This window comes from Intrasporangium sp. Soil_C_50 (assembly GCF_057656595.1).
The window spans coordinates 1,445,790-1,465,940 of record NZ_JBDGKB010000001.1; the positions used below are offsets into that span (position 1 = coordinate 1,445,790).

Here is a 20,151-nt window from a genome sequence, read left to right on the forward strand (position 1 = left end):
GACGCCAAGGGCCGAATCCGGACGGTCCCGGACGAAAAGGTGACCTTTCCTGACGAGAACATGACAGGGGTGTGTGAGCGACCTGACCGCGGCGTGATCCGAACCTCGGCCGCACATGACCGATGCGTGAGCGGCGGACCCGGTCCTGGTGCCGCTGTCCGGTCGGGGTGCGACGGTCGGTAGCGGGCGAGTGCGGGCCTGCCCTCAGAGCCCTACGGGGGTGCAGCGTGGACGAGGTACGGGGTCGGTGGCTGGCACGCGCCGTCTCAGGGCCCCTCGCGGCAGCATCCTCGCCGGCGGCCGCGCTGCGCTCCAGGCCGCGGATCACGGTGTCGCTGTGTGCGGGCCTGCTGGTGCTGGCCGGCCTGGGCGGCGACCCGTCGGCTCGCACGCTCCCCGCAGGAGCGCCGCTCGCTGCCGGGGACCGGTCCGGTGCGGAGCAGCTGCATCCGACAGCCGCCGAGGCCGCCACCGACGCCGCGGCCGTGGTGGCTGCCTTCGGCCTGCGGGCGGTGCCCGCGGTCGCGCTCCTCGGCAGCGGATTCGGCCCCTCTCCGGTCGACCCGGTCCCCGCCTCGGTGACGAGGCTGCCCCTGCCGACCGCCTGGCGGTCGGGACCGGCGTCGACGGGCTCGGCCGGGACGGCAACGGTGGACGCCGGGTCGATGGGTGCCGGGCCTCCCCTGCAGGTGCCGGCGGTGCTCGCTGCGGCGTACGCCGATGCGGTGCGGTCGACCCGCCCCTCGTGCCACCTGCCTGCGACACTGCTGGCCGGGATCGGCGAGGTCGAGTCGGGGTCCCTCCGCGGACGCGGCATGACGCCAGGTCACGTCGTCGTGCCGGCGGTGCTCGGCCCGCGGCTGGACGGGACGAGGACAGCCGCCGTGCACGACACCGACCACGGGGTGCTCGACGGCGACCCGGTGTGGGACCGAGCGGTCGGTCCGATGCAGTTCCTGCCCGGCACGTGGCGCCGGTGGGGTCGGGACGGCGACGCCGACGGCGCGCGCGACCCGCAGGACGTCGAGGATGCCGCGACTTCGGCGGCGGCCTACCTCTGTGCGTCCGGCCGTGACCTCGCGCGCCCGGCGGACCTGCGCGCCGCGGTCCTGTCGTACAACCACTCGACCACCTACCTCGGGGCCGTGCTCCGGCTGATGGCCCGCGCCGAGGTGCCGACCGGCGCTCCTGTCGTCCCCGCCGGGAGCACTACGCGCCCGGCCGTCCCCTCGGTGACGCGTCCGGGCCCGACGCCGCCCCGCACGACCGTGACGGTGACGGCCACCGCCGCCGCGGGTGCCACCGCGACCGTCACCGCAACCGTGACGGCGACCGTGACGGCGACCGTCACCGCGGCGCCCTCCCCCTCGACGACCTCGACGACCGGGACCGCGCCGACGACCGCGGCAGCGCCGTCGACACCGGCGACACCGTCGACGTCGGCCACCGCGACGAGCGCTCCGGGTACCTCGAGCGCCCCCGGCACACCCGCACCCTCGGGCGGCACCACGACGAGCACCTCAGGAACGACGCCGTCGCTGACCGGCACCCCGGTGCCGGCACCGTGAGGGCAGGACCCCACCGCAAGGTGGGGACCGGATCAGCGGCAGCCCGCGTCCGCCGCCCTGGCCGCGGCGACGAAGGCCCGCACCAGGTCGGGGTCCTTGACCCCACGGCTCGACTCGACCCCGCTCGAGACGTCGACGCCCCAGGGCCGCGCCGCGGCGACGGCGCCGGCGACGTTGGCCGGGTCCAGACCGCCGGCGAGCAGCCAGCGCCCGCTCGGCCGCCGGTGCTCGAGTGTTTCGAGGTCCCATGTGTGGCCCGATCCGGCGACCGGAGCGTCGAGCAGGAGGAGCTCCTCGCCCCATGCTCCCACCGTGAGGTCGGTCGAGTCGTCGAGGGCCGTCGCCCTCCAGATCCGCGCGAAACCGGCTCGTGCCGTGGCGAACTCGGCCGCCGAGTACCCACCGTGCAGCTGGAGCGCGGTGGCCCTGATGCTGCCGGCGACCTCGACCGCCTCCGCCACCGGCATCTCACGCACGACGAGCACCGTGTCGGCCCGGCCGCCGACGGCCTCGACGACGCCGGCCGCGACCTCCGGTGTCACGTGCCGCGGGCTGCCCTCGCTCATGACCACGCCGACGGCGTCGGCACCTGCCGCGACGGCCACGCGGGCCATGTCGGGGTCCTTCAGGCCACACACCTTCACGTACACGCGCCCAGCCTCGCAGGTGGGCCGGGCTCCGTGGCGGACACGTCCGCAGAGGCAGGGATCCGATCGACCCGCACCGACGTCCATCCTGTGCGCCGACCCGGCGCGCCCCGGCTGATCACAGGAGATCCGATGCCCTGCCAGACCACATCGCCGCGCTCGTCCGTCATGCGGATCTCCGCCCTCGCGTCGCTGACCACCATGGCAGCCGCCGCGCTGCTCACCGGCTGTTCGGCGACGTCGGGCCGGGACGCCACCCCGAGCGAGGCCTCCACCGACGCGTCGGGCCGGCTCGTCGCCTCGTTGTGGGCCGACCGCACGGCCCACGTCGGCGACAACAGCAAGGTCATCGCCCTCATCGGCGACAGCGGCCTCGCCGACCTCGGACCTCGGACGATCTCGCTGCAGACCGGGTCCGAGCCCTACGGCCTGACCGTGCGGTACCCGTCGCCGGTGAAGGCGGGCGGCCCGATCGACGTGACAACTCAGGCGACGCTCCTGCTCGGCACCATCGGCAACCTCGACCGCGTCACGGTGGTGGCCAACGGGTCGACGTCGACCCTGACCGCGGCCGACGCGTCGCGGGCGCTCGGGCACGACGTCAAGCAGCTCGGCACCGACCGCGCCGCGCTGGCGCGGTACGTGTCGACGCTCGACGACTGAGACGCGTCGGTCGGGGCCGGCTCAGGGTGCCATGGCGGCGTAGCCCGACGCGTCGTGGATCGCCAGGCCGGCGAAGGTCGGCTGGGCCGAGGCACCGGACACGACCTGCGCGAGCTGCACCTCCATGTCCGTGCGCGTCCAGCCGAAGAACGTCTGCTTCGTGTCGGTGGCCGAGCTGCCGAGGTAGTTCGTCTCCTGGCCGAGTCGCACGGGCTTGCCGAGGGATGCGCCGGCGGCGAGCGCCGCAGCCGCGACGTCGAGCGTGCCGTCCGGGCCGGCGGCCGTGTTGCGGTAGGACATGACGGTGACGCCGGCGGTGCGCTTCATGATCTCGCGGTCGAGGCTCGAGACCGAGCCGCCGCTGGCCGTGGCCGGGATCTCGTTGAACCAGAAGGGGATGTCGGCCTCGATGGGGTAGGTGCCCGCATTGGCCTTGAGCTTGTCCAGCAGCGTCAGGTACTTCGCGACGACGGTGTGCTGGTCGGTGGTCCAGGCCGGCGTCGAGTACGGCTCGACGTCGATGTGGATGCCGGTGAACAGGCCGGTGTTCTTCGCGGGCTTGAGCCAGTACGTGACGACCCACGACGGGTTGTCGACCCAGCCGGGGTCGCCACCGAGGGCGTCGACGCGGATTCCGGCGGCACGGGCACGCCCGACGAGGTCCTTGATGCTGGGCAGCTGGCTCGACGTCGTGACGTTGGGTGGGACGGCCACGAAGAGCCGGTCGATGCCGGTGCTGACCGCGAGGTCGACGGTGGCCGCGGGGGTGCTCGTGTCCCAGACCCACATGGCGCGCGTGTCGGGGCCCGCCGTCGTCGTCGCGGCGGCGGCTGCCGGCGCGGTGGCGAACGTTGCGGCCGCGGCGGCGAGGAGCGCGACCGTCGTCACGGCGATCCGGGCTCCGCGGGTGACGCGGGTCGGGAGGGCCGGGCGGCGGTGGGACGAGAACGACATGCGGAGCTCCGGACGGCAGGTGGCGGAAACACCCAGTGTCGGAGATGTCTGCCCGGTTCGTGGCGATTTCGCAAGATGTCCGCAAGACCGCTGCAAGCGGCCTGCAAAGCGCGCCTCGCCGACGCGGGCGCCGCACTCCCGGCACTCGAGTCCGACGCGTCTGCCGGGGGTCCTCGGCACGGCCGCTTGCACGGTAGATGCAGGCGCCGGGCGCTCAGGCGGGCCGCACGCGGCCGGGGTCCGGCAGACTGACCGCCCATGCCGCACCTCTTCTACCTCGTCGGCCCTCCCGCCGTCGGCAAGCTGACCGTCGCTCGCGAGCTGGAGAGGCGCACCGGCGCGATCGTCGTCGACAACCACCTCATCAACGACCCGGTGTTCGTGCCGATGGGAGTGCACCGCGGCGAGGGCATCGATGCCACCGACGAGCTGCGCCGGCGGGTGTTGTCGGTGGTCCACGAGGCGGCCGAGCTGGCCCCGGCGTCGTTCAGCCACGTCTTCACCAACTGGCTGCCGGACGAGCCCGAGAACGGCGACCTGGTCGAGCGGCTGCGAGGGCTGGCGCAGCGACGCGGCGCCCGCTTCGTCCCCGTGTGGCTGACCGCCGACGCCGAGGAGCTCGCGCAGCGCGTGGTGCGGCCCGAGCGGACGCAGCGCGCGAAGCTCATGGATCCCGAGGTGCTCCGGACGCTGCTGCCGATCCGCGAGCTGCCCGCCCCTCCCGACGCAGTCGTGCTCGACACGACGCGGCTGCGCCCCGACGAGGTCGCCGACCGAATCCTCGCGAGCCTGTGACCGGGCGACCGGGCGACCGGCCACGTCGGCCCGCCCTTCTCTCACCACCTGCTCCCGTGGTCGGAGCAGGTGGTGAGGGGCCAGGTCACGACCGGGCAGGCACGTACCAGCGTCGCGAGACGTCCTTCTCGACGCCGAGGACGGCGACGACCGACAGGACGATGCCGACCCGCACCATGACCGGTTCCTCCGCGAACCACGCCAGCGCCGCGCCCCCGACAGCAACCACCGGACGGGCGAGCGTCAGCGGTCCGAGCAACAGGGCCGTGGCCAGGTAGCCGACCTCCCACGGCAGCACGGCGTGGGCCGCGAGCGCCCCGAGCACGACGAGCCCGTACGGGAGGTAGACGACGAGCATCGTGTTCGCCGCGGCCGCCCAGTCCTCGAGGGCCGCCCCGTTGCTGCGGCTCACGAGCAGGAGCGGAAGTAGCGGCAACGAGAACTGGGCCAGGACGGCCAGCCCACAGCCCGAGCCGACGAGGTCGCGGCCCCGGTGGTTCACGAGGCCGTCCCGGCCCGCCGACGCGCGGAACCCGGAGAAGGCGGCATCGAGCGCGGCCAGCACGAGGAGCGTCGACAGCGCTGCGGCAGGGGGCAGTCCGGGTGGCAGGATGCCGGACACGACAGCGGGCGCGCTCATCCCCGGACCCCGACCGTGGGACGCAGCACCTCGACGGCAGGCAGCTGCAGCAGCCCTCCCGACGGGTCGGGGAGGCGGTACCCCGGAGCGCCTGCCGCTGCCGCAGCGCGCAGGAGCGCCGGGTCGTGCGCGCGTCGGACGGAGAGGTTTCCGTCGTGCCGCGAGAGCGGCTCCCGCATCCGGGCGCGGTGGAACACCCACGAGCCGACGCGCGCGACGCGTCCGGGCACGAGGTCCCAGTGGGCGAAGGCCGCGACGCCGAGCCGGGCGTGCGCGGCGAAGAACCCGGACAGCGCGTCGGGCGGCAGGTGGTGCAGCAGGCCGGTCGAGATGACGATCGTCGTGGCGCCGTCGTCGACGGCGACACCCGGGTCCAGGGCGTCGCCGATGACGAACCGCGCGGCCAGTCCCTCGACCTCGGCGAGGCGACGGGCCTCGCCGACGAGGACCGGGTTGAGGTCCACGCCGACGAGCTCGACGTCGGGCCCGAGGTCGCCCCGGGCGGCGAGGGCGCGCACGACGTACCCGAGGCCGCACCCGATGTCGACGACGCGCAGGGGACGCGGCGCCACCGCCTCCCCGGACGCGGACGCGACGGACGCGCGGTGGCGGAGGTCGGTGACGAGCGGCGCCAGGGTCGCGCGGACCCGGCGCCAGAGGAGCAGCTCCTCGGCGAGGCGCTGCAGCTCGGCGTGCACCCGGATCCCGAGCGCGTCGACGTGCCGGGCGTCGAGGACGTCGCCGTCGGTGACCGGCATCCGCGACACGAGCCGGGCCGCCCCTTCCTGGCCGGAGGCCCGGAGCCGCTCGACGATCGCGGTCCGACCGATCGCGAGGCGTCGCCCGGACGCGTCGAACGACCACAGGAGGTCGGTGATCTCGACCGGCGGCAGCGACATGGGCGTCAGTCAACCCGACCGATGCCCCGGCCGAGGCGCAACCGGCCCGAACGGCGCGGTTCCGCAGCAGAGGCAGGCCGCATGGTCAGACATACTGGGCGCGCGTCGCCGCCGGTCCGTCGGGAGCCTCCAGCACGAACACCACGACGCCCCGGGCCTCTGGGGGGTGAGAACATTCACGCTGACCTGCAGCCATCGGACACTCCATGCGTGGTGACTGACGTCGACGGGAACGCATCTCCCTCAGCTCGGAACGCTCCCGCGCCCAACGGGAGCGACTCCGCGACCGTCCTCCCGCTGACCCCAAGGTCCCTCAGCGGAAGGCCGCGATGCCCGTCAGTGCCTGTCCCACGACGAGGGTGTGCATCTCGACGGTGCCTTCGTAGGTCAGCACCGACTCGAGGTTGTTCATGTGCCGGATCACCGGGTACTCGAGGCTGATGCCGTTGGCCCCGAGGATGGTGCGGGCGGTGCGGCAGATCTCGAGGGACTCGCGGATGTTGTTCAGCTTGCCGAGGCTGACCTGCTCGGGCCGAAGCGTTCCGGCGTCCTTGCGTCGGCCCAGGTGCAGAGCGAGCAGCTGCCCCTTGACGAGCTCCAGGGCCATGTCAGCGAGCTTCTGCTGCGTCAGCTGAAACCCTGCGATGGGCCGCCCGAACTGCTCGCGCCCGATCGCATACCGCCGGGCGCTGTCGAAGGACGAGCGCGCGGCCCCCAGGCTGCCCCAGAGGATGCCGTAGCGCGCCTCGGACAGGCATGACAAGGGCCCTTTGAGCCCGGTCACCCCGGGCAGCACCGCGTCGGCCGGCAGCCGGACGCCGTCGAGGACGAGCTCGCTCGTGACCGAGGCCCGAAGCGACATCTTGTGCTTGATCTCCGGCGCCGAGAAGCCGCGAGCATCCGTCGGGACGACGAACCCGCGGATGCCCCCGACGGTCTGGGCCCAGACGACGGCGACGTCGGCGATAGAGCCATTCGTGATCCACATCTTCGAGCCGTCGAGCACCCAGTCGTCTCCGTCACGCCGGGCCCGGGTGCGCATCGAACCAGGGTCCGAGCCGTGGTCGGGTTCGGTCAGCCCGAAGCAGCCGAGGGCCTCTCCCGACGCCATCCGCGGCAGCCATTCGCGCTTGTGCTCCTCGCTGCCCCAGCGCCAGATCGCATACATCGCGAGCGAGCCCTGCACGGAGACGAGCGAGCGGATGCCGGAGTCGGACGCTTCGAGCTCCAGGCACGCGAGCCCGTAGCTGACCGCACTCATCCCGGCGCAGCCGTATCCCTCGAGGTGCATGCCGAGCAGACCGAGCGCGCCGAGCTCCTTGGCGAGGCCGCGCGGGTCGTCGATGGCGCCGCGTTCGAACCAGTCCGCGACGTAGGGGTCGATGCGGCGCTCGCACAGCGCCCGGACGGATGCCCGGACCGCCTTCTCGTCCGCGTCGAGCAGGTCGTCGATACCGGCGAGGTCCAGTGGGTCGATGGGACTGTGGCTGGTAGCGGCGCTCATGCGGTCTCCTCAGTGGTGAGCCAGGTTCGGATGTGGTCGTTGTGCTCCCCGAGGCGGGGAGGGCGGGCGGGCTGGCGGGGTGCACTGCGCCCGTAGGTGATGGGGTGCCGTACCTGGCGCGTCGACCCGCCGCCGACGTCGACCGTCGGCTCGAGTCCGAGTGCCTCAGCGAGGGCCAGGCCCGAGCCGATGTCGCCGACTTGGCCCGCGGGCACGCCCACGGCGGTGAGGACCTCGACCCACGCCGCGACGTCGGCTCCGCCCAGCACGCTCTCGAGGGCTGCGACGAGTTCGGCCCGGTGCCCGACCCGCGAGGCGTTCGTGGCGAAGCGCACGTCCTCCGCCCACTCGGGGTGGCCGAGCGAGGACGCGAGCCGGCGGAACTGCCCGTCGTTGCCGCACGCGATCGCGAGGATGCCGTCCCGGCAGCGCAGAGTCTCGTACGGCGCGATCGAAGGGTGCGCGTTGCCGAGTCGTGAAGGGCTCTCGCCGGTCGCGAGCAGGGCGCCGGCCTGGTTGGCGAGCGAGCCGAGCAGGCTCGACAGAAGGTTGACCTCGACCCGCTGCCCGCGTCCGGTGCGCTCGCGGTCCGCGAGAGCCGCCAGGATCCCGATGACGGCGTCCTTTCCGGCAAGGACGTCGACGAGGGCGACACCCACCTTCGTCGGCTCCGCGTCCGGGGCGCCTGTGATACTCATGAGGCCACCGAGGGCCTGGACGAGGAAGTCATATCCGGGGATGGATGCCCCTGGCCCCGAACCGAATCCGGTCACCGAGCAGTAGACGATGCCCGGGTTCTCCGCGCTCACCGCGTCGTAGCCGAGGCCGATTCTGTCGAGGACGCCGGAAAGATGGTTCTCGACGAGAATGTCGGCACGCCGGGCGAGCACGCGCGCGTGAGCGAGGTCCGTGGGGTCCTTGAGGTCGAGCTCGACGCTCATCTTCGACCGGTTCACGCACTCGAAGTAGGACGATGAGGTCGTGGTCCACGGCGGGCCCCAGTGCCTGGTGTCGTCGCCGAGGCCGGGGCGTTCGACCTTGACGACTGTCGCGCCCAGGTCGGCGAGCGTCATCGTGGCCATCGGCCCGGCCAGGACGCGGCTGAAGTCTGCGACCAGCAGGCCCTCGAGAGGTGCGGTCACGAGTTTGCCTCGAGGCGTCCTCGGACCCGGCGCGGCAGGTGCCAGGGATTGTCCGCCCGCAGTGCGGGCGGAAGTGCGGCATCCGGAACCCCCTGGTACGCAATGGGCCTCGTGAAGCGGTCGAGCGCTGCGGCGCCGACCGATGTCGCGGCGGGGACCGAGGTGGCCGGCCACGGTCCCCCGTGCTGCTGCGCCCAGGACACGGTCACGCCGGTGGGCCAGCCGTCGACGACGACGCGGCCCACGAGCGGCGCGAGCGCGCGGACCAGGGGGCCCGTGTCGGGGTCCTCAGCGCCACCGCTCATCACCGAGGCGGCAAGCGCGCCCTGGAGGGCCGACAGGACCTCGACGAGCTCCTCCTGGGTGGCGTACTCGGCCACGAGGGCCACGGGCCCGAAACACTCCTCGAGCAGTCGGCTGCCTCGCCGCAGTCGGGCGGCCGGAACCGCGAGGACCGTCGTCGGGACCGCCCACCCGCGCTCCGGCCCGGGGACTTGGGTCACGACGTGTCCCCCTGCGGCTTGGAGCTGCTCGAGGCCCTGGGTTGCGGCTCGCGCCATGTCTGCCGTGAGCAGCCAGCCAGCGGGGTGGGCCTCGTCGACCGCCTTCCCCACGGCCGCGGCTACGCCCGAAGCTGCCGGCGCGAGAAGGAGACCCGGCTTCGTGCAGTACTGCCCCGAACCGAGGGTGAATGACGCGACGAAGCCGCTCGCGACGTCCGCCATGGAGCGGGCGCCCTCGGGTGTCACGATGACGGGGTTCACCGTGCCCATCTCCGCGAAGACCGGGATGACCACCTCACGCTCGTTCGCCAGGCGCCAGAGCGCGAGACCTCCACGCTGCGAGCCCGTGAAGGCCACGGCGGCCGTGTGCGGTGAGGTGACCAGCACTGAGCCCGCCTCGTAGCCCGCGACCAGCCCGAAGGTTCCCTGAGGTGCCCCCGCCGCCTGGAGCGCGCCGACCGCGATCTCTGCGAGACGGCGGGACAGCACCGGGTGGGCTGGGTGAGCCTTGGCCACGACGGGGCACCCCGCGGCCAGCGCGGCGGCGGTGTCGTTGCCGAGGACGCCGAAGGCGAACGGGAAGTTGCTCGCACCGAAGACGGCGACCGGTCCCAGGGGTGCCCGCATGCGGGCGATGGCCGGTGCCGTCCCTGTCGCCGCGGCGAGGGTCACGCCGAGCCACGACCCCTCCTCGGCGACCTCAGCGTAGAACCGCAGCTGGGCCGCCACGCGAGCCACCTCGGCCGTGAGCCGTGACGTGCCGAGCGCGGTCTCGCGGTCAGCGAGAGCGGCGAGCTCTGCCGCGGTGGACGGGTCGTCCAGGCGGTCCGCGAGGGTGCGAAGCCATCGGCCGCGCTCGGTCGGGGCCAACCCGCCGACGTCCGGCGCGACGAGTGATGCACGGCGAAGGGCCTGCTCCACCTCGTCGGTCGTGCTCTCGCGCACCTCCTCGTGGGCGGTGCCAGTACGGGGGTCGTAGCTCGTCGTCGTCATGGCAGCTCGCGCACCGCCTGCTCGATGACGTCGAGCGCGTCGTCCAGCAGGGCCGACTCGATGACCAGCGGAGGCAGCAGCCGAATGACATTGCCGTAGGTGCCGCAGACGAGGACGAGGACTCCCTCGGCGTGGCAGTGGGCAGCGACGGCGCGCGCCGCGGCCGGGTCTGGCGTGGTGCTTCCGGGCCACACGAACTCGATGCCGAGCATCGCACCTCGCCCCCGGACGTCGCCGATTGCCGGCGACACCTCCGCGAGCGCCCGCAAACGCGGAACGACCTGCGCCTCGATCGCACGCGCGCGCCCGACGAGGTCCTCGCGCTCGATGACGTCGATCGACGCGAGCGCAGCCGCACACGCCACGGGGTTGCCGGCATACGTGCCCCCGAGCCCGCCTGGAAGGACTGCGTCCATGACATCAGCCGAACCGGTGACGGCGGCGAGCGGAAGGCCGCCGCCGAGCGCCTTCGCGGACGTGATGAGGTCAGGGACGATCCCCTCGTGCTCGCAGGCGAACATCGCGCCGGTCCGACCGAAGCCGGTCTGGATCTCATCGGCCACGAGGAGGATCCCGTGGTCGCGGGCGAACGCCGCCACCCCTGGCAGGAATCCCTCTGCGGGAACGATGAACCCGCCCTCGCCCTGGATCGGCTCGACGACGATGGCGGCGACGTTCTCGGCGCCGATCTGGGTCAGCACGAGGTCCTCGAGGCGAGCGAGCGCCTCGTCGGCGCACCGCTCCGGGCCGCCCGGCCAGCGGTAGGCGTACGCCGCCGGAGCGCGGTAGACCTCCGGCGCGAAGGGTCCGAAGCCCGCCTTGTAGGGCACATTGCGAGCCGTCATGGACATCGTCATGAGCGTGCGCCCGTGGTAGGCGTGGTCGAGCACCACGACCGCCGGGCGGCCGGTGGCCGCCCGTGCGATCTTCACGGCGTTCTCGACGGCCTCGGCCCCAGTCGTGAAGAGCGCCGTCCGCTTGTCATGGTCGCCGGGCGTGAGCCGATTGAGGGCTCTGGCGACCTCGACGAAACCGGCGTACTCCGTGACCATGAAGCAGGTGTGGGTGAAGGCCGTCGCCTGCTCGGCCACTGCGCGGGCGACCTCCGGGTGCGAGGCCCCGACACTCGTCACGGCGATCCCGGACGCGAGGTCGATGAGCTGGTTGCCGTCGACGTCGACGATGATCCCTCCCGCCGCCGTCTCGACGAAGACGGGCAACGTGACCCCGAAGCCCCGCGGGAGCTCACGGGCGCGCTCGGCATGCAGCGCCTGCGACCGGGGTCCCGGGATCGCGGTCTGGACGAGGCGCCGCTGGACCACCTCACGCGACGGCACACCGGTGGGACGGCTGGGGAGCGTGGTCGTCATCGGCCGACCTCGATGTTCGCCATGACGTGCTTGATCCTCGTGTAGTCCTCGAGACCGTAGAGCGACAGGTCCTTGCCGTAGCCGCTGTGCTTGAAACCGCCGTGGGGCATCTCGGCGACGAGCGGGATGTGGGTGTTGATCCAGACGCAGCCGAAGTCGAGCGCGCGCGACATGCGCATGCCGCGGCCGAAGTCGGTGGTCCACACCGACGACGCGAGGGCGTACTGCACGCCGTTGGCCTTCGCCAGGGCCTCGCGTTCATCGGCGAACGACTGGACCGTGATGACGGGACCGAAGACCTCGTTCTGGATCAGGACGTCCTCCTGGCGTAGCCCGCTCACGACCGTGGGCTCGACGTAGAAGCCCCGGTCCCCCTGCCGGGAGCCACCGACCACGACCTCCGCGTGGGACGGCACGGCGTCGAGGAAGGACAGCACCCGGTCGAGCTGCTGCGCATTGTTGACCGGCGGCACGAGCGCGTCGGCATCGTGGCGACCGCCCTCGAACGACGTCCGCGTGGCCGCCGCCTGCTCGGCGAGCAGGCTCACGAACTCGTCGTGGACGGACTCGTGCACGAGCACCCGCGTCGCCGCGGTGCAGTCCTGGCCGGCATTGAAGTAGCCCGCGACGGCGATGCCCTCGGCGGCGGCCTTGAGGTCGGCATCCTCGAAGACGACGACCGGGGCCTTGCCGCCGAGCTCCAGGTGGACCCGCTTGAGGTCGCGCGCGGCGCTCCCCGCAACGTCCATCCCGGCTCGCACGGAGCCGGTGATGGAAACCATCTGCGGAGTGCGGTGCCCGACGACGAGGCCACCGGTCGACCGGTCGCCACAGACGACGTTGAGCACGCCGGGCGGCAGGACGTCGGCCGCGATCTGAGCGAGCAGGAGCGTAGAGACCGGGGTCGTGTCGGACGGCTTCAGCACGACGGTGTTCCCGGCCGCGATGGCCGGTCCGAACTTCCACAGCGCCATCATCATCGGGTAGTTCCACGGGGCCACCTGCCCGACGACACCGACCGGCTCGCGGCGGATCCACGACGTGTGGCCCCGCATGTACTCGCCGGCCGAGCGCCCCTCGAGCACGCGGGCAGCGCCGGCGAAGAACCGGAGCTGGTCGAGCATCGGAGGGATCTCCTCCGACTCCGTCAGCGGCACGAGCTTGCCGGTGTTGCGGCTCTCGGCCTCCACGAGGTCGGCGGAGCGGGCCTCGATCGCGTCGGCGAGGGCAAGCAGTGCGGACTGCCGCTCCGACGGCGTGGTCTCACGCCACTCCTCGAACGCGCGGTCCGCCGCGGCATACGCAGCATCGACGTCCCCGGCACCGGACAGCGGCGCCTCCGCGTAGACCTCGCCGGTCGACGGGTCGACGACGTCGGTGTACCGACCCTCCTGCGGTGCGGTGCGCTCACCGCCGATGATGTTGTCCAGTCGCTGGGTCATGGCTTCCCTCCTCACGCCACGTCGGCGGGCTCGACGGCCTCGACGGCCTCGACGGCCTCGACGGCCTCGACGGCCTCGACGGCCTCGACGGCCTCGACGGCCTCGACGGTCTGACGGACGGCATCACCGTGCGGCGTGTCCTTGCGCAGGTACGGCTTGGCGATGAGCATGTAGATGAGGCCGAGTCCGATGACGACCACCGCCGAGAGAATGACGATGTAGTTGTCGTACCAGGGCGCGTCGGGCGTGCGCGGCCACGCCATGTTGAGTGCGGCGAGCACCTGGTAGGCGAACGCCGCGATCGTCACGGACAGGCCCCAGCGGCCGAGGGTGAAGGCACCGGACGGCTTCCATCCCTTGAGCCGGGCGCGGAGGGCCGCGAGGACGACCATCATGAAGCCGAGGTAGATGCCGAGGGCAGCGAACGACACGATCTTGGTCAGCGCATCGGCGGAGACCATGGAGCCGATGATGATGACCGAAGGCACGGTGGCGGCGAGCGCCAGTGCGAACGGCGGGACGGCGCGCTTCTGCGAGAAGCGGGAGAAGAAGTGGCTCGCGGGCATCATGTGGTCACGGGCGTAGGCGTGGATGAGTCGGCTCGCAGCGGCCTGGAGGCTCAGGGCGCACGACAGGAACGAGATGAGCACGACGCCGACGACGACGCGGAAGCCGACCGGACCGAAGGCGTCCTGGAGCACCGTCGTGACGGGGTCGGGGTCGGCGCCGGAGATCACCGCGCCGATGTCGGGGACGCTGAGCAGCAGGGCGAAGGTGATGAAGAAGGACGCGACCCCACCGACGTAGATCGTCATCCGCATCGACTTGGGGATCTGGACCCGGGGGTTCTTGACCTCCTCGGCCACGTCACCGCAGGCCTCGAAGCCGTAGTAGAGGTAGACGCCGATGAGGGAAGCGGCGAGGAAGGCCGGCAGGTAGGAGCCGGAGGTCACGACGCCGTGCGTGTCGAAGAGGACGCCGAGGCTCTGGTGCCGCTCCGTGAGCAACAGCCAGCCCCCGACGACGACCGCGCCGGCCAGCTCAGCGACGAAGCCGAAGAAGGCCATCCGGGCCAGCAGCGTCGTGCCGCCGAGGTTGAGCACCGTGACGATGGCGATGAGGCCCAGCGCACACAGGACGGTCACCTGTGTGGACGGCTCGATGCCGAGGAGCATCGCCACGAACGGGCCGGCGCCGTAGGAGACGCTGGCGATCGTCACGATGAGGGCGATCATGTAGACCCAGCCGGCCATCCAGGCCCACTTGCGGCCCCACAGCCGTCGGGTCCAGGGGTAGATCCCGCCCGAGACCGGGAACTGCGAGACGACCTCGCCGAAGACGAGGGCGACCAGGAGCTGGCCCACGGCTGCCAGCACGACGGCCCAGATCATCGGTGCACCACCCGTGCCGAGCGCGAAGGCAAAGAGGGAGTACACGCCGACGACGGGTGAGAGGTAGGTGAACCCGAGGGCGAAGTTCCCCCAGATGCTCATGTCTCGCTTGTACGTGGACGAGTAGCCGAGCGATGCGAGGTGGACGTGCTCGGCGTCGTGCTCGGCGTCGTGCTCCATGGTCGTCATTGACCAGGTCCTTTCTGTGCGTGCCCGGAGGGGCGCTGCGGATGCCCCACGCTAGGAACACCGCGCATCGCAGAGGTATGGACGAAACGTCTAGTGCCGGAGATCATGGGTTGCCGACCCGTCCATTGCGTCAGGAGCCCTCCGTGCCCGTCGCCCTCACCTGGTTGGTTGCCCAGCAGGACCTCGGCCTGCGCGCCATCTCGGGGCCCACGCACGACGTCTCGATCGTCTGGGCACACGCCATCGAGCTCATCGACCCGACCCCCTGGCTCGCGGGCGGCGAGCTCGTGCTGACAACCGGCCTGCGGATGCCGCGGGCGATCGCGGAACAGACGGCATACGTCGACCGGCTTGGAGAGGCGGGGGTGGCGGGTCTCGCGTTCGGCACCGGCGTGCGCTTTCCGGAGGTGCCCCGCGGGATCGTCACACGGTGTGCGGAGATCGGCCTGCCGCTGCTCGAGGTCCCGTTGGAGACGCCGTTCGTCGCGGTGACCCAACGGGTCGCGAACCGTCTCGCCGACGACGAGCAGGAGCTCCTCCAGCGAACCGTGACCTTCCAGCAGTCGCTCACCCGAAGGACACTGCGGGAAGGCTCAGCCGGGCTGGTCGCCGGACTCGCCACCGAGCTCGGCGTCGCCGTGGCCCTGCTCGACGAGCATCTGCGCCCGCTCGCAGTCTCTTCGCACGCAAGACCGCTCATGGACGAGGTCAAGGAGGAGTTGCGCAAGAGCCACCCCCCGTCCCGCAGACTCGGAGCTGCCCGGCGACTGGACGTGCGCGGTCGCAGCGTCGACGTCCACGCTCTGGCGGGCCGCAACTCGCACCGCGGCTGGCTCGTCCTCGCCCTCGACGCTCCGACGCCTCAGCTGCGGCTCGTGGTGAACCACGGGGTCTCGCTCGCGACACTCCTGCTCGACCGCCCCCGCGAGGTCGAGGAGGCACGTGCCGAGGTGGGCGCGACGGTGCTCGGACTGCTGCTCGAGCGCGCGCCGGCCGACCCGGGCGTCGTGGGCCAGCTGCGACATCTCGGCTTCTCGCCCGAGGGTCCCGTGCGGCTGTTGTGCGTCCAGTCCCAGCGGGCGGTGCCCACCGCCGCGTATGCCGCCCTGACCACCTCGCTCGCGGACGCCGGCGTCCCGCACTGCGGGCTGCGCACCACTGCTGGGGTCGTCGTCTTGGTACCCGATACGCGGACACGGTCCGCCCTGACCCGAACGAGGGACGTGCTCGTCGAGGCCGGCGTGCGGATCGCGGCGATCGGCGTGAGCGGGCCCCTGTCCCCGGATCGGGCGGCCCACGCGCTCGTGCAGGCGCGCAGTGCCGCGGCGGCGGCCCGCCGGGAACGTGAACAGGTCGTGTGGTTCGACGCGCTGGCCCTCGAGGCGATCCTCGATGACGACGTCGTACGCGATCGGGTGTGGGCGCTGGCAGCGGCGTCGCTCGCACCGTTGCTCGAGTCGCCCAACCCCCACGACCGCGAGCTCGTGCCCACGCTCGCGGCATACCTCGACCACAACGGCTCCTGGGAAACCGCCTCACGCGCTCTCGGGATCCACCGCCACACCCTGCGCAACCGGATCGCCCGGGCCGAGGCGCTCACCGGCCTCCGGCTCGACGTCGCCCACCACCGCGTCGTTCTGACCCTCGCCCTCGCCACCATGCCGCCCGCCGGGCAACGGATCGATCCAGGCGTCGGCGCGTCGGCCGGGCTGCACTAGAAGTGTCGACATCCCCGATCTGCGACGAAAAGCGCACAACCGTCGCACTACGCGAAGTGCGCAGAGCACGCACCGCGGCCGCGCTCCCCGTGGCAGAGGCCCGCAAGCGCTCGAGCTGATCTTCAGCCAGGCGAGGCAGCAAGGTGCCACCCACCGTGGCAGTGGGCCTCCTGGGTAATTCCGGCGACTTCGCCGCCCATCGCACGCTTGCCTCCCATCATTCCCGGGCGCTGCCGCGCCGTCGTGCGTTTCAGGCTGGAGCCCGGGGAGCTGGGCTCGCGGCTCCAAGGACGGCAAGTCATCGACGCCCTCACCCGACGAACGCCCGCAGGCCGCAGGCCTGCCGTTCCACTCCAGCTACTTCCTCGCGGTGCTGCCGGACACGCTGTCGCGAACTGCGAACTGCGAACTGCGAGCTCGCGGCACCGGCGGACAAGCCCCCTGTCGGTTGGCTGAGCCGCGATGGGCTGGGGTGCTCACAACCCACGCCCGACCAGATCGGTTCCTGGACCGATGACCGCCTGAGGCATACTTGCGCTGGGAACCATGCCGGGCAGCTGCTTACAGCTTTGTTGTTCCGAGCGAAGTTGCGTGGGACGTTGCATTTCAACTCCCACGCCCCGGGCCTCTAGCTCAGTTGGTAGAGCGTCGGACTTTTAATCCGCTGGTCGTCGGTTCGAGCCCGACGGGGCCCACCAGACGTCATACGGGTCAGTCCGCGACCTTCGGGGCCTCCCACATCGACAGGCAGAACGGATGCCCGGCCGGGTCCGCGTACACCACGCAGTGGTCGGCGTTGGGCTGGTGCTCGAAGCGGGTTGCGCCGGCCGCCAGCACGCGCGCTCCGGTCGCCTCGAGGTCATCGACGAAGAAGTCGAGGTGCAGCTGCATCCCCACCTCGCCGTCCGGCCAGGTGGGCGGCTGGTAGTCATCGACCTGCTGGAACCCGATGTCACCGCCCCGCCCTTCCACGAGCGCCCAGCGCTGGTCACCCTTCGCGACCCCACCCGTGATCTCGGCGTAGAACCGCGCCAGTGCGATCGCGTCGGGCGCATTGACCGTCGTCCCGCTGAGCCTGATCAGGTCGGACATCAGCCGATCTCCATCTGCTGGTAGGCGGGCGTGAGCTGTTCCCACCGCCGCTTCCAGCCGGGAGCCCCGGCCTCGGAGCTCCAGCCCTCCGGATGGACCGTGCCGCCGACCCTCAGGTCGCCCTCGACCCTGGCGATCCAGCGGGCCAGCCGCTCCGGCGTCGTGCACGCCCGCCACAGGTCGGCGACGTCCGTGTCGTACAGGTCCTCGACCCGGACTGCTCCGCGGGTCCCATCGAGCGTTCGCATCGTCGCATCCATGCCAACAATATAACCATGCTGGTATGTAACTGCAACGTTATCTTTCGGGGTCATCAGGGTGACGCGTCGCCGGCGTCGGGATCCGGTCCGGCACCGGCCCCTGCCGCCGCGTCGGACACCGCGTCGGGTGCCGCGCCCGGCTGACGCGTCGGGATGCCGCCCACGGAGTAGATGGCGATGAGCCCGAGGATCGCGAGCACCGCGAGCGACGCCCGCAGGCCGGCGAGGCGGGCGGTGGTGTTCTCCTCCATCACCGCGGTCGCGGTGTCCCCGTGCACGCCGGCCGCGGTGAGGGCGGCGCTCAGCTGCGAGTCGGGGATGAAGGGCACGCCGGAGGCCAGCTGGACCTGCGCCTGCGAGGAGAGGCTCGCCGGGATCGCGGGGTTGTCCTGGATGCCGCTGAAGAAGGACGAGGTGAGCGCTGCGATGAGCACGGCCCCGCTGAGGGCCGTGCCGAAGGACGACCCGAGGAACGTCACGGTGTTCTGCAGGCCACCCACCTCGTCGGTCTCCTCGTCGGGGACCGACGACACGGTGACGCTGCCGAGCTGGGAGGCGAGGGCGCCGATCCCGAGCCCCGCGAGGAGCATCGGGAGCGTGACGACCTCGGGGCCGGCGCCGCCCTCCAGCGCGGCCATGAGGGTGACGAGGCCGAGGAAGAGGGAGAGGAACCCAAGCCGCACGACGCGGCGCGGGTTGGCGTCGGGGAAGAACCTCGGCACCCCGACGGCGGCGACGAGCAGGGTGACCGAGAGCGGCAGCATGCGCACGCCCGTGGCGATCGCCGACAGCCCGAGCGAGACCGACAGGAACAGCGGCACGGCGAAGAACATCCCCGCGAGCAGCAGGTACTGGAAGAAGAAGCCCACCAGGCCGCCGCGCAGGAGTGGGTTGCGCAGCATCGCCGGGTTGATGAGCGCCGCCTCGCCGCGCTCGACCCGACGCCGCTCCCAGGCCAGGAACCCGAGCAGGACCAGGCCGCCGGCCAGGATGAGCCAGATGACCGCGGACAGGCCGAGCAGCGTCGGCGCATCGGACTTGGGGTCGACCAGCCCCCACGACCCGGCGCGCAGGATCCCGTAGACGACGAGGGCGAGCCCGCCGGCGGACAGGGCGGTGCCGATGAGGTCGAGACGGACGCCGGGCTCCGGCGGGGTGTCGGCCATCCGGCGGGTCAGCGCCAGGATGCCGAGCACCACGATGACCTCCCCGGCGAACACCCACCGCCACGACCAGTAGGTCGTGAAGAGCCCACCGATGAGCGGGCCCGCCGCCACGGCGATGGCCCCCGCCGCGGCCACCATCCCGTACGCGCGCGGGCGCTCGGACCGGTCGAAGTTGGCGGCGATGAGCGCGACGATGGCCGGCATGATGAGCGAGGCGCCGATGCCCTCGAGGATCGACCAGCCGATGAGCAGGACCGTGAGGTTCGGCGACAGCGAGGTGGTCAGCGAACCGCAGCCGTAGATCACACAGCCGAGGGCGAACGCGCGCTTGCGGCCGAGGATCTGGCCGACCTTGCCGCCCGTGATCATGAGCGAGGCCATCACCAGCGTGTAGAGGGTGATGGCCGTCTGGATGCCCGTGACCGAGGTGCCCAGGTCGTGGGCGACCGTCGCGATGGACACGTTCATGACCGAGCTGTCCAGCGCCATGAGGAACTGGCCGGAGGCCAGCGTGACGAGGATGGCCCCGGAGGCCGCGCCCGCGACCGTCTCCGGTGCGGGCGCGGTGCTCTTCGCCATCGGGGTGCTCCTTACGACGTCTCGCCCGCAGGGTCGGGCGACGCCTTGGTCGGGCGAGGGCCTTGGTCAGGCGAGGGCCTTCGCCTTGAGCCCCTCGAACTCCTCCGGCGTGATCGCGCCCGAGTCGAGCAGCGACTTGGCGCTGGCGATCTGGTCCGCCGGGTTCTTCCCGCCGCCGGAACCGGCCGCCACGTTCTTGATGTACTCCTCCTGCTGCGCCTGCATCTGCGCCATCTCACGCATCTGCCGCTCGGACATGCTCCGGCCGCGGACGATGAGGTAGATCAGGGCACCGAACCACGGCACGACGATGAGCAGCACCGCCCACCCGGCCTTGCCCCACCCGCTGAGGTCCCTGTCCCGGAACACGTCGAAGATGCACCGCACCCAGACGAAGATCGCCGCGAACCAGACGAAGAACCAGAAGCTCCACAGCAGGACGTCCCAGAAGTTGGTCGTGATGTTGTCCATGCCAGTCCTCTCCAAGAGCCAGCTCGACGCCCCAGTGGTCGTCAGCACCAGCGTGGTCGACTCGGGCCCGGTCAGCCTCATCCCGCAGGAGTGATCCCGCCGCGATGGCGCGGCGCGAGACTGGCGGCGGCGAGGTCGGACCTCGCCCCTTGCACAAGGCGGCCC

At 71.9% G+C, this 20,151-nt stretch carries 18 protein-coding genes and 1 tRNA gene; 5 read left to right on the forward strand and 14 right to left on the reverse strand.

Translation table 11 applies throughout. The annotated features are described in order from the left end of the window. Positions 1–227 precede the first annotated feature (227 nt). On the forward strand, positions 228–1,568 hold the full coding sequence (locus tag AC3A5R_RS06840) for a lytic transglycosylase domain-containing protein (protein ID WP_487619976.1): 1,341 nt from the start codon (positions 228–230) through the stop codon (positions 1,566–1,568). 32 nt (positions 1,569–1,600) lie between these two features. Here AC3A5R_RS06840 and AC3A5R_RS06845 read toward each other — a convergent pair whose 3' ends face one another. Next, positions 1,601–2,218, reverse strand: coding sequence for a phosphoribosylanthranilate isomerase (locus AC3A5R_RS06845; RefSeq protein ID WP_487619977.1), 618 nt, complete (start codon positions 2,216–2,218; stop codon positions 1,601–1,603). A 129-nt stretch (positions 2,219–2,347) separates the two neighbouring features. Here AC3A5R_RS06845 and AC3A5R_RS06850 point away from each other — a divergent pair, with 129 nt between their 5' ends. Continuing rightward, positions 2,348–2,878: a DUF4825 domain-containing protein gene (locus AC3A5R_RS06850; protein WP_487619978.1), complete on the forward strand. Its 531-nt coding sequence runs from the start codon at positions 2,348–2,350 to the stop codon at positions 2,876–2,878. Positions 2,879–2,899: 21 nt separating this feature from the next. Here AC3A5R_RS06850 and AC3A5R_RS06855 read toward each other — a convergent pair whose 3' ends face one another. Next, complete coding sequence (locus AC3A5R_RS06855) at positions 2,900–3,832, reverse strand: hypothetical protein (RefSeq protein ID WP_487619979.1); 933 nt, start codon at positions 3,830–3,832, stop codon at positions 2,900–2,902. A gap of 258 nt (positions 3,833–4,090) precedes the next feature. Between AC3A5R_RS06855 and AC3A5R_RS06860 the strand changes: the two genes are divergently transcribed. Continuing rightward, the gene (locus AC3A5R_RS06860) at positions 4,091–4,627 is read left to right on the forward strand and encodes a P-loop nucleotide/nucleoside kinase family protein (RefSeq protein ID WP_487619980.1); all 537 of its coding nucleotides are present in this window, start codon (positions 4,091–4,093) and stop codon (positions 4,625–4,627) included. 85 nt (positions 4,628–4,712) lie between these two features. Here the strand turns inward: AC3A5R_RS06860 and AC3A5R_RS06865 are convergent, their stop codons facing one another. The 8 genes from AC3A5R_RS06865 to AC3A5R_RS06900 all read right to left on the reverse strand — a co-directional run bounded on the left by AC3A5R_RS06865 (position 4,713) and on the right by AC3A5R_RS06900 (position 14,700). Further along, entirely contained in the window at positions 4,713–5,267 is a 555-nt protein-coding gene (locus tag AC3A5R_RS06865) for a hypothetical protein (protein ID WP_487619981.1), read from the reverse strand. Then, a complete protein-coding gene (locus AC3A5R_RS06870; protein ID WP_487619982.1) occupies positions 5,264–6,166 on the reverse strand; it encodes a methyltransferase domain-containing protein in 903 nt (300 codons plus the stop codon). Before AC3A5R_RS06870 ends, AC3A5R_RS06865 begins: the two co-directional genes overlap by 4 nt. A gap of 313 nt (positions 6,167–6,479) precedes the next feature. Continuing rightward, entirely contained in the window at positions 6,480–7,670 is a 1,191-nt protein-coding gene (locus AC3A5R_RS06875) for an acyl-CoA dehydrogenase family protein (protein WP_487619983.1), read from the reverse strand. Then, positions 7,667–8,812, reverse strand: coding sequence for a CaiB/BaiF CoA transferase family protein (locus tag AC3A5R_RS06880; RefSeq protein WP_487619984.1), 1,146 nt, complete (start codon positions 8,810–8,812; stop codon positions 7,667–7,669). Before AC3A5R_RS06880 ends, AC3A5R_RS06875 begins: the two co-directional genes overlap by 4 nt. After that, positions 8,809–10,308 carry an aldehyde dehydrogenase family protein gene (locus AC3A5R_RS06885; RefSeq protein ID WP_487619985.1) on the reverse strand — a complete coding sequence of 500 codons (1,500 nt, stop codon included), beginning with the start codon at positions 10,306–10,308 and terminating at the stop codon, positions 8,809–8,811. Before AC3A5R_RS06885 ends, AC3A5R_RS06880 begins: the two co-directional genes overlap by 4 nt. Beyond that, positions 10,305–11,678 carry a 4-aminobutyrate--2-oxoglutarate transaminase gene (gabT, locus tag AC3A5R_RS06890; protein ID WP_487619986.1) on the reverse strand — a complete coding sequence of 458 codons (1,374 nt, stop codon included), beginning with the start codon at positions 11,676–11,678 and terminating at the stop codon, positions 10,305–10,307. Before gabT ends, AC3A5R_RS06885 begins: the two co-directional genes overlap by 4 nt. Continuing rightward, positions 11,675–13,120, reverse strand: coding sequence for a gamma-aminobutyraldehyde dehydrogenase (locus AC3A5R_RS06895; protein ID WP_487619987.1), 1,446 nt, complete (start codon positions 13,118–13,120; stop codon positions 11,675–11,677). The genes gabT and AC3A5R_RS06895 overlap by 4 nt, the downstream gene beginning before the upstream one ends. Positions 13,121–13,131: 11 nt before the next feature. Then, positions 13,132–14,700 (reverse strand): APC family permease, encoded by a 1,569-nt coding sequence (locus tag AC3A5R_RS06900; RefSeq protein ID WP_487619988.1) that lies wholly within the window; start codon positions 14,698–14,700, stop codon positions 13,132–13,134. A gap of 143 nt (positions 14,701–14,843) precedes the next feature. On the opposite strand from AC3A5R_RS06900, the gene AC3A5R_RS06905 reads away from it, so the two are divergent. Then, positions 14,844–16,418, forward strand: coding sequence for a PucR family transcriptional regulator (locus AC3A5R_RS06905; protein ID WP_487619989.1), 1,575 nt, complete (start codon positions 14,844–14,846; stop codon positions 16,416–16,418). A gap of 622 nt (positions 16,419–17,040) precedes the next feature. After that, positions 17,041–17,116 (forward strand) — tRNA-Lys (locus AC3A5R_RS06910). 13 nt (positions 17,117–17,129) lie between these two features. On the opposite strand, the gene AC3A5R_RS06915 is transcribed toward AC3A5R_RS06910, so the two are convergent. The 4 genes from AC3A5R_RS06915 to AC3A5R_RS06930 form a co-directional block, all read right to left on the reverse strand. Continuing rightward, positions 17,130–17,510, reverse strand: a complete 381-nt coding sequence (locus tag AC3A5R_RS06915) for a VOC family protein (RefSeq protein WP_487619990.1) — start codon at positions 17,508–17,510, stop codon at positions 17,130–17,132. Then, positions 17,510–17,770, reverse strand: coding sequence for an SRPBCC domain-containing protein (locus AC3A5R_RS06920; RefSeq protein WP_487619991.1), 261 nt, complete (start codon positions 17,768–17,770; stop codon positions 17,510–17,512). Before AC3A5R_RS06920 ends, AC3A5R_RS06915 begins: the two co-directional genes overlap by 1 nt. Before the next feature lie 53 nt (positions 17,771–17,823). Then, positions 17,824–19,515, reverse strand: coding sequence for an MFS transporter (locus tag AC3A5R_RS06925; protein ID WP_487619992.1), 1,692 nt, complete (start codon positions 19,513–19,515; stop codon positions 17,824–17,826). Between the two features lie 66 nt (positions 19,516–19,581). Next, the gene (locus tag AC3A5R_RS06930) at positions 19,582–19,986 is read right to left on the reverse strand and encodes an SHOCT domain-containing protein (RefSeq protein ID WP_487619993.1); all 405 of its coding nucleotides are present in this window, start codon (positions 19,984–19,986) and stop codon (positions 19,582–19,584) included. Positions 19,987–20,151: the final 165 nt, after the last annotated feature.

Bases quoted from the DNA above. Each gene is read 5' to 3' on its own strand.
- AC3A5R_RS06850 (WP_487619978.1), top strand. From the start codon at position 2,348: ATGCCCTGCCAGACCACATCGCCGCGCTCGTCCGTCATGCGGATCTCC.
- AC3A5R_RS06855 (WP_487619979.1), bottom strand. From the start codon at position 3,832: ATGTCGTTCTCGTCCCACCGCCGCCCGGCCCTCCCGACCCGCGTCACC.
- AC3A5R_RS06860 (WP_487619980.1), top strand. From the start codon at position 4,091: ATGCCGCACCTCTTCTACCTCGTCGGCCCTCCCGCCGTCGGCAAGCTG.
- AC3A5R_RS06865 (WP_487619981.1), bottom strand. From the start codon at position 5,267: ATGAGCGCGCCCGCTGTCGTGTCCGGCATCCTGCCACCCGGACTGCCC.
- AC3A5R_RS06870 (WP_487619982.1), bottom strand. From the start codon at position 6,166: ATGTCGCTGCCGCCGGTCGAGATCACCGACCTCCTGTGGTCGTTCGAC.
- AC3A5R_RS06875 (WP_487619983.1), bottom strand. From the start codon at position 7,670: ATGAGCGCCGCTACCAGCCACAGTCCCATCGACCCACTGGACCTCGCC.
- AC3A5R_RS06885 (WP_487619985.1), bottom strand. From the start codon at position 10,308: ATGACGACGACGAGCTACGACCCCCGTACTGGCACCGCCCACGAGGAG.
- gabT (WP_487619986.1), bottom strand. From the start codon at position 11,678: ATGACGACCACGCTCCCCAGCCGTCCCACCGGTGTGCCGTCGCGTGAG.
- AC3A5R_RS06895 (WP_487619987.1), bottom strand. From the start codon at position 13,120: ATGACCCAGCGACTGGACAACATCATCGGCGGTGAGCGCACCGCACCG.
- AC3A5R_RS06900 (WP_487619988.1), bottom strand. From the start codon at position 14,700: ATGACGACCATGGAGCACGACGCCGAGCACGACGCCGAGCACGTCCAC.
- AC3A5R_RS06915 (WP_487619990.1), bottom strand. From the start codon at position 17,510: ATGTCCGACCTGATCAGGCTCAGCGGGACGACGGTCAATGCGCCCGAC.
- AC3A5R_RS06920 (WP_487619991.1), bottom strand. From the start codon at position 17,770: ATGGATGCGACGATGCGAACGCTCGATGGGACCCGCGGAGCAGTCCGG.
- AC3A5R_RS06925 (WP_487619992.1), bottom strand. From the start codon at position 19,515: ATGGCGAAGAGCACCGCGCCCGCACCGGAGACGGTCGCGGGCGCGGCC.
- AC3A5R_RS06930 (WP_487619993.1), bottom strand. From the start codon at position 19,986: ATGGACAACATCACGACCAACTTCTGGGACGTCCTGCTGTGGAGCTTC.